Origin of the sequence: Meiothermus luteus (assembly GCF_003574085.1) — a bacterium.
Lineage (GTDB): Bacteria > Deinococcota > Deinococci > Deinococcales > Thermaceae > Meiothermus > Meiothermus luteus.
The window spans coordinates 1-8,192 of sequence record NZ_QWKZ01000112.1 but is presented as its reverse complement, the minus strand read 5'-3'; the positions used below and the strand labels follow the sequence as shown (position 1 = coordinate 8,192).

Here is an 8,192-nt window from a genome sequence, read left to right as displayed (position 1 = left end):
TCCAGGTTCCTCTCCCGTCTATACTGTGCCTCCAGCTCCTCTGCGCTTTCAGTCCAATCGATTGGGGCAATCCTACGACCCATTCCCCAATCCTACTATAGGTGTCACCTCGAGGGAGATTTGGTATAAGAATCTAGCGCCGTTCCATCCTCAGCTCGATCCGGGCCTCCCGGCTGCCCTCAAACAACAGCCGGATGAGCATGACGCCCTGGGCCACCGGGCTCTCGCCCCCGATAAGGCGCAGTTCGGCGCTGGTGGGGTTTTGTAGGACAAAGTAGACCGTAGTGTCGCGCAGGCTGGAGGGCACCTGCCGCACCCAGCCCGAGACCAGGCACACCTGGATCGGGCTCATGCGCCCCTGCGGCATAGAGCTGCCGTGCCCGTGCTGGCTATGGTCGTGCTGGGCTAAGCTCAAGCCCAGGAAAAAAAACGCCAGCATCAGCCTCCTGGCTCCCCTCACTCAGCTCACCACCCTTCGCAAGGCAGGAATCCGCTGCACGATTAGGTAGTCCAAGGCTACCAGCAAAAGCAAGGTTACCCCCGCCACCGGGAAGAGCAACCCCATTACCACAATGATGCCTACCACACCCTTCCACAGGGGCAGGTTCTTGGGCATAGGGGGAGCGGCCAGGCGGAAGACCCCGGCGGGTCGGCGCAGCCACCACATAACCGCAGCGGCGGTGCTGGCCAGGATGATAAGCAGGCAAAACAGCGCGTTGAGGGCCTGGCTCCACCCGCCATACGTGCCCATGTGCAGGGCGATGCCTGCGGCCATAGCCTTGGCCCCCAGGCTGTATTGGCCCCAACCGATATCGGCCAGCACCTTGCCGCTGTACTGGTCTATGTGCAGGGTGCGGTCTTTGCGGGCGTCGGTGACGTCGCGGCTCATGCTGCTGGCCGACACCGTCCAAACCCCCTCCGGACCGCGAGGCAGAGCGACCCAAAAACCATAGTTAACCCCGTTGTCCCGTACGTACTGGATCACCGTGTCGAGGTTGACTGGGGTTCCGGCGGGAATACCGTCCTTGCCGGCCATAGATCCCGAAAGGGGTAGCCTGGAGTTCTCCAGGTTCCACGGAATCAGCTTTTCACCGGTGCGGTTCAGGCTTTCTAGGTTCTGGGTGCTCTTGGGGACATCTTTCCACATCTGCTCGGGGAAGGTATTCCAGGCCTGCACGTAGCGATCTCCCCAGATGCCGGTCCAGGCCAGGCCGGTGAAGGCAAAAAACAGCACGATGCCCGCAACCCAGAACATGGGTACGCTGTGAAGGTCTTTCCAGAAGGTGCGCCCCCGGGCTTTGAAGCGGGGGATCAGGGTGCCGTATACCCCCTGCCCGTTGCGGGGCCACCACAGGTACAACCCGGTGACCACCAGCAACACCATCAGGCTGGCCGCCAGCTCGATAAGCAGGTCGCCTAGGTTGACCTTCCCCACCCAGGGCAGGGCCACTTCCCGCTGGATCAGCAGGGTGCCGTGGATGTTGGTGGCGATGTTCTCCCAGCGGCTGGCGTTGTCCACCTCGCCCAGCACGGCCAGGGTGTAGGGGTTTACGAACACGGTTAGTTCCCGCCCGTCCTGCTCCAGGGCCACCTGCGAGGCACGGTTTGGTTCGGTGTTGGGACGGAAGCGTTGCAGGGTGGCTTGGGGGTAGGCCTGGCGTACGGCCTCGAGCTGGGCCTCGTAGGGACGAACCTGACCTTGAGGCTCCACGAACATCAGCGAGCGGTACTGCAGGTCTTCGATCTGGGGGGTGAAGAGGATCACCAGACCGGTCAGGGCCAGCATCAGCATAAAGGGAATCACATACAGCCCGGCGTAGAAGTGCCAGCGCCAGACCGCCAGGTACAGCTTGGGTTGCGTGGGGGTATATTCGCCCACCTGAGGGGCTTGGGTCATGGAAGCCTCCTTGGAGTTGTGTGAAAGAGCCCTCAAAGCAGAGGGATACAAGGCCTAGAGCCGTCGGGTCTTAGACCCACCAAACGAGGGGTTGAAGCGAATCCTCTAGGCCGCTGGAGGCCCCCGGGCCGCCAGGTTTTGCACGAAGGCGTCCCGTACCAGGGCCGATTCGATTAGCAAAAACCGCACGAAGCGCGACTGGGCAAAGCGGCCCTGGGCAGGAGCCAGACCGTCTGCTGGCAGCAAGTGCACGAAGCAGAGCGGCCCGTGCTCTACGGAGTGGTTCCCCTCCCGAGGCTGGCCCTGGTGATCCAGGGCACAGAGGTTGGCCAGATTAAAGCGGCTGAGCTCATCGGGCCCAACCACGCTGTACATCAAGACCCCGCGCAGCCCCAGCTCGAGTGAAACCACCAGCAAAGCCAGGCTCAACAGCAGGACTAAAGCCCGGTTGGCTTGGTGAGGGCGTGGAGGGGTCATTCCAAAGCGATTCTAATCTTATCCAAAGTTTGCCAGGGACATCTGTCCCTGGATGGGTCAAGCTACCAGCGCCCGTTCAAGCTACACCCCTGGGAAAAGCGCAGAACCCCCTTGACATGTTATTGATAATACATTATCAATAATCGCATGGCAAACAAGAGAACCCGCATCCTGGTTCGGATGGTCTCTACCGCAGGAACCGGCACATTTTTTGTAACGCAGAGGAACCGAAGGAACACCCCCGAAAAGTTGACTCTGAGAAAGTACGACCCCAGGGCTCGCACACACGTTCTCTCTCGGGAGAAAAAGTTGTGAACAAACCGCCCATCCCCACCTCAGTGCTGGTTGGCTTTTTGGGAGCCGGCAAAACCACCCTAATCAACCATCTGCTAAGCGACCAGCACGGGAAAAAGATTGCGGTAATTGTGAATGAGTTCGGCCAGGTCAATGTGGACGCCAAGCTGGTGCGTTTCACCTCGGAGAAGATGGTCGAGATGTCGAATGGATGCATCTGCTGCACCCTACGCGAAGACCTTTTGCAGGAGCTTCGCGCCCTGTCCGAACTCGAGCTCGACTACATCCTGATCGAGTCCACCGGCATTGGAGAGCCGCTGCCCATCGCCCAGACCTTCCACATGGAAGACCTGCCCCAGCGGGTTCGGCTGGACTCAATTATCACCGTGGTAGACGCAGAGAACTTTTGGGAGAGCTGGCAGAGCGTAGACGAGATAGAAGACGCAGGGGGCAACCCCGTGCAGGCTCCTTTGGCTCCCCTGCTGGCCGACCAGCTCGAGTTCACCTCCATCGTGCTGCTCAATAAAGCCGATCGGGTGAGCGAGTCCGACTTGCAAAAGCTGGAGTCCTTCGTCCACGAGCTCAACCCCTATGCCCGCATCTACCGAACCGTGCGAGGCCAGATTGAGCCGCAGAAACTATTGGGCACCGGCCTCTACAACTACGCCCAAGGGCTGGCCTACCCCGACTGGGAGGCCGAGTGGAACAAGAGCGGCAGTGAGGCCGAGGAGTACGGCTTTGAGAGTTTTGTTTACCGGAGTGAACGAGGGTTTGAGGTCCAGGCCTTCGAGGCTTTTTTGCATAGTTGGCCTAAGGAGGTAATTCGGGCCAAGGGGTGGGTCAAGTTTGTCAATCATGTGCCGGTCACGCTCTCGCAGGCCGGCAAGCAGATCGTGCTCGAGCCCCGCATGGAACCGCTAAACGAACACGAGCTGCGTGCTCTACCTAAAGCTGAACAAGCGCGGTACCGGGCTCTGCTCGAGGCGCTCAACCGCGAGCCCACCGAGATTGTCTTCATTGGGCAGGGCCTAAGCAGGCACCAGGATGAGATAGTCAGGCGGCTCGAGACCTGCCTGGCATGAACCTGCCCCGCTCGCTCCACTGGCTGCAGGGCCTGCTCCTTATCTCGGGGGCCTTCTTCGTGGTGATCTACCAAAGCGGCTGGGCCTTAGCCGAACTGGGGAGCTGGTCGCTGCTTATCTGGCTATCCGCGGCACTCCTGGGCGTGCTGCAAGCGTACTGGCTATACCGGCTGGCCCAGGCTTACCCCCACAAGGCGGGGGGCACCGCGGTCTACGCCCAGGAGGTCTTTGAGGGCCGAAGCCGGTGGCTAGCCTTTGTGTCCGGATGGGGCTACTGGCTGGCCTGGACCCCGGCCACGGCGCTCAACAGCTACATCTGTGCCAGCTTGCTGAACGGAACGCTGGAAACCACTTTCAACCCTACCCTCCTCGCCGTTGGCATAATGGCCCTGCTGTACGCGCTTAACTGGTTTGGTCTGGGGCGGGTGATAGCCTCGAGCTATCTGCTGGCTTTTCTTACCTTTCTACCCTTGCTCGTGCTGGTGGGAATCGCCCTAGATACCTTTGAAGTAAAGAAGTTTTACACCCTGTTGAACACCTCTAGCAGCTTTGGTGCTCTTGCCTACATCAAGTGGTTTTTTGTGATTGCCTGGACGGCTTACGGCCTGGAGATGATCAGCAGCGTGGTGGCCGAGACTCGTGGGAACCCTAAGCCCATGTTCGGCTGGGCTGCGGCCTGGAGCCTCTTGGCGTTTGCCGGAATTCCCTTCCTGCTGGCCTTACTCAGCGATGCACAAACCCTGCAAAACGACCCCTTTATGGCCCTCAGGCCCCTCTTTGTGGCGTACCTGGGGCCACAGGGGGCCACCCTGCTGATTCTTTTTCTAGTGGCTGCGCTCCTATACAGCGCCCTGGCCATCCTGATGCCCAGTACCCGCACCATCTATCAGATGAGCCGCGATGGACTTCTTCCCCCCTACTTTGCCCGGCTCAACCGCTATGGTACCCCACAAGGCTCGCTGCTGCTGGACATCGGGGTCAACCTGGGCTTGCTTTTGGTCTTTGGCTCCAGCTTAGTTTCCATTCTGGCCGTGGCCAATGTAGGGTACATGGCGGTCTTTGTGTTGCTACCCTGGGTTTACGGTCTGTTTTTACACCGCCGTGGTCGGCTGCGCTGGCCCACGGCGGGGCTCTTGGGAGGGGTTTTTGGCTTCAATCTGCTGGTGCTGCTGCTGGGTAGCTACGCTTGGGGTGGGCTGGTCTTCTGGATGGGCTGGCTTTTGCTTGGGCTAGGGGTTTTGCTTTTCTTCTTGCTGCCCAAACGCGCATTGAGCAGGGCGTCGGACAACATATGAGCCTTGCGGCTCAGCACGCGCACCTCGAGGTGCAGCAGGCCGCCAGGTCGTCGGCCCACATCCCCCGCTTGCGGTAGACCTCGAGAGGCCCCGGGTCTACCCCCAGCCGCTCGGCAATGGCCTGGGCTACCACCGGGAAACGGGCCCGGAACTTGTAGATGAAGCAAAAGGCCGTACCCCGGTGGTTTACCTTGGGCCCCACCAGGAAAAGCCCCGGGGTGCGGGTGGACTCGTCCGACTCCTCCTTGAGAAGGGGAGTGGCGCCCTCCCAGTGGAAAAGCTCTCTAACCGGAGCAAAACCACCCTCAAAACCGGTGGCCAGGATGGGCGCGGAGGAGATACGCAGCTCCCCTTGGCTCAGGTAGAGCCTATACCCCTGGCCTTCTCGCCGGATGGCCTCTACCCCTGCCTTCACCAGATGAATCCGCCTCGTGCTCAGAGCCCGCGCCAGCCGCTCATGGGTGTAGGGCGAGAGGTCCAGACTGGGCTCGCCGCTGGCCCTTTCCCAGGGGGCCTCGGGGTCAAACACCCAGACCTCTTTCCCCAAGGCGGCCAGGTTGCAGGCCGCGTCTAGCCCCGACTCGTACCCCCCCACCACCACGAAGCGCTTACCCGCCAGGCCCGCCCAGCTCCTCACCTGGCCGTAGTGGAGGCCCAGCCGAAAGGGGCGGTGGGGAAACTGGAACTCACCCGTAGCCCAGATGAGAAAACGGGTCTCCAGAACCCCTCGAGAGCTTTCTACACGAAAGCCCTCGGGTAGAACCTCAACCCGCTGCACCCCGGTCTTGCTCAAGACCGGAAGATGGTAGTGCCCTACCAGGGCCTTCAGGTAGCGGGCGTAGTCCGGCCCGCTCAGCCGCTCCTTACCCAGGCTGTAGGCAGGCGAGGTGTCGGGGGTGATGGCGTTGAGGTCGGGCAGGCCAAAAGCGTTGGCGGTGAAGCTAGGGGTGATGAAGCGGGTCTCCTTCGGCCAGCGGCGAAAGGAAGCGCCGACCCCATAGCGCTCCAGGATGTGAAATTGGACGCCCAGTTTTTGCAAGGCTAGGCCCACGCCAATGCCTGCCGGCCCGGCCCCCACGATGAGCACATCGGTTCGTTCCATGTTTGACAAAAAGGCCCCCATGTCGGGGGCAACGGCAACGCTTTAGACCTAGCCCAGCCAGCAAAACCTTAGTGCTGGGCCCCCTCCACCCACAGCCAGGCCAGGCTGCCGGGGGTGCCGCCCACGTTTAGCCGGCGTTTGAGCGCCATCGTATCTAGTTCAACCTCGAGAATCTCCCCTTTCTCGGGCAGGGCCACATAGGCCACGCCGTCGCCCAACGCCATGCTGGGCCGTACTGCACCCTCACCAGAAGCGGTGATGGGCTCACTGACCTTGAGGCTCCTTAGCACCTTGCCGGTGGCCGGCTCGAGGGTATGCAGGTGCCCATCTGCAGTGAGCACCACCAGGCGGCCGTCTTTGTCAAAGCCAAACCTAACTGGGTTGGCGGGCAAGGGGTAGACGCTTAGGGTGCTGTCCACCCGAACCAGGCCCTGGCCGAAGTTCCCGATAAAGAAGGGGTGCTTGGGGTGGGCAACCAGGGTGCCTACCCGCGCCCCTTGGGGTGCGCCGATGGGGTTGGCTAGCTTGCGGGCTACGAAGCCGTTGCCCCGTTGCTCTACGAGCAGCACCCCGTCGGCGCAGCCATAGGCCACGGTGCTCCCCAACACGGCCTGCCCGTGTAGGCGTGGGCAGCCTTCAAACTGGGCGGCCTTACGCCCGCCGTAGGTGTAGACCTCTACCACTCCCCGGTTCAGGCTGCCTACCAGCACCGCCTGGGCCAGCGGGACTGGGGCTCCGTGGTCGGGGGCGCCGGTGGAGATTTCGCTGAAGTCGGCGACCAAGCCCAACTTCCTGGCGTCAAACAGCGCCACGGTGCCGTCGCCGTCGTTGTAAATGGCTATTCGGTCACCGTGGCTCTTAAAGTGGGTGGGCTTGGGGCCGCTGTTCAAGGTGGCCCAGATGTAGGGGGTCTGCAGCACCAGGTCTTTGTGGTCGCCGTGGTCTTCTAGGCCCAAGCCGCTGTAGACCACACTCACCCGGTTTTGCTCGCGGTGAATCGCGAAGGCGTACTGGCCGCCTGGGGCGGTGTAGACGTTGGCCGGGCCGGGGACGGTAAAGCGGCCCACTACCTCGCCTTTCTCCAGGTCAATCACCTGAAGAAGCCCAATCTTCCCGTCGGCCACCACCAAACGCCCGGGGTGGTGCTCCTCCCCGGCTGTGGCCTGGGTTCCCAGCATTCCCAGCATGAGGGCCAAGAGCAATGATTTTCTCACGGTTCACCTCCGAGTAGATATTGATATATCAATATCAAAAAAGCAAGCCCTACCTGGAAAAGGCCTGGCACAGGGCCCGGCCATTGTGAATGAGCAGGGCCAGGTAGGTGGGCACCTGGGGGGTGAGGGTGTCCGAAAGTAAGGTAATTACCCGTGCTCCGGTGGCCTCGGCGAGGACGCGGGCCTGGGTAGCGCTGAACTGGGGTTCGGCGGCGATGACCCGCACCCCCTCCTGCCGCATCTGCCGGGCCAGCTCGCTTAGGGCCTGTGGACCCTGCTCTTGACCGCTGAAGTGGGCCAGGCTACCCACCACCTCAAAACCGTAGTGGCGAGCGGCGTAGCGGAAGGCGTCGTGCTGGACCACCAGCCGCCGCTGGTTCTTGGGAAGGGCCGTGAGGCAGGCCTTGATTTCCGCATCGGCGGCCTCGAGCCGCCTCAGAAAATCTGCCGTCTGCCTTGCGTAGAAGGCCTGGCCCGAGGGGTCAAGTGCGCTTAGGGTGGCCTGGATGCGCTCCACGTAGCGCCGGGCGTAGCTGGGGTCAAGCCACAGGTGGGGGTCGCACAGGCCGTGGCGGTGCACGTCCAGGCCCTGCTCGAGCTCCCTTTTCCGCTCGGCCTCGCTGATGCAAAGCAGGTTGGGGGCCCCTTCTGCCAGGAGCACCGTCTGGACGCCCCGCGGCAGCACGGCCTGAAGCTTAGGTAGAAAGGTTTCCAGGTGGAGGCCGTTGGCGAAGAGCACCCTTACCGAGGCCAAGGCCCGCACCGTGGAGGGGCGCGGCTCAAAGCTGTGGGGATCAGCCCCCATGGGTACCACCCCCACCACCCCAACCC

General features: G+C 61.9%; 9 protein-coding genes. 3 read left to right on the top strand and 6 right to left on the bottom strand.

Annotated elements, in window-relative coordinates:
• Positions 1–133 precede the first annotated feature (133 nt).
• The 3 genes from Mlute_RS12985 to Mlute_RS12975 form a co-directional block, all read right to left on the bottom strand.
• Positions 134–439 (bottom strand): copper chaperone PCu(A)C, encoded by a 306-nt coding sequence (locus Mlute_RS12985; protein ID WP_119361030.1) that lies wholly within the window; start codon positions 437–439, stop codon positions 134–136.
• A gap of 21 nt (positions 440–460) precedes the next feature.
• Complete coding sequence (locus Mlute_RS12980) at positions 461–1,897, bottom strand: PepSY-associated TM helix domain-containing protein (protein ID WP_119361029.1); 1,437 nt, start codon at positions 1,895–1,897, stop codon at positions 461–463.
• A 105-nt stretch (positions 1,898–2,002) separates the two neighbouring features.
• Positions 2,003–2,374 carry a hypothetical protein gene (locus Mlute_RS12975; protein WP_119361028.1) on the bottom strand — a complete coding sequence of 124 codons (372 nt, stop codon included), beginning with the start codon at positions 2,372–2,374 and terminating at the stop codon, positions 2,003–2,005.
• A 147-nt stretch (positions 2,375–2,521) separates the two neighbouring features.
• Between Mlute_RS12975 and rpmG the strand changes: the two genes are divergently transcribed.
• The 3 genes from rpmG to Mlute_RS12960 are packed head-to-tail and all read left to right on the top strand — an operon-like array spanning position 2,522 to position 5,045.
• Positions 2,522–2,689 carry a 50S ribosomal protein L33 gene (rpmG, locus tag Mlute_RS12970; RefSeq protein ID WP_119361027.1) on the top strand — a complete coding sequence of 56 codons (168 nt, stop codon included), beginning with the start codon at positions 2,522–2,524 and terminating at the stop codon, positions 2,687–2,689.
• Positions 2,686–3,750, top strand: coding sequence for a CobW family GTP-binding protein (locus Mlute_RS12965; RefSeq protein WP_119361026.1), 1,065 nt, complete (start codon positions 2,686–2,688; stop codon positions 3,748–3,750). Before rpmG ends, Mlute_RS12965 begins: the two co-directional genes overlap by 4 nt.
• Complete coding sequence (locus tag Mlute_RS12960; protein WP_119361025.1) at positions 3,747–5,045, top strand: APC family permease; 1,299 nt, start codon at positions 3,747–3,749, stop codon at positions 5,043–5,045. Before Mlute_RS12965 ends, Mlute_RS12960 begins: the two co-directional genes overlap by 4 nt.
• A gap of 10 nt (positions 5,046–5,055) precedes the next feature.
• Here Mlute_RS12960 and Mlute_RS12955 read toward each other — a convergent pair whose 3' ends face one another.
• From Mlute_RS12955 to Mlute_RS12945, 3 genes are all read right to left on the bottom strand, one after another.
• A complete protein-coding gene (locus tag Mlute_RS12955; RefSeq protein ID WP_119361032.1) occupies positions 5,056–6,147 on the bottom strand; it encodes an NAD(P)/FAD-dependent oxidoreductase in 1,092 nt (363 codons plus the stop codon).
• Between the two features lie 68 nt (positions 6,148–6,215).
• Entirely contained in the window at positions 6,216–7,361 is a 1,146-nt protein-coding gene (locus tag Mlute_RS12950; protein ID WP_245958975.1) for a PQQ-binding-like beta-propeller repeat protein, read from the bottom strand.
• Positions 7,362–7,410: 49 nt separating this feature from the next.
• Positions 7,411–8,192: metal ABC transporter substrate-binding protein (locus Mlute_RS12945; RefSeq protein WP_147371093.1), on the bottom strand; the 782-nt coding region annotated here is incomplete at its 5' end.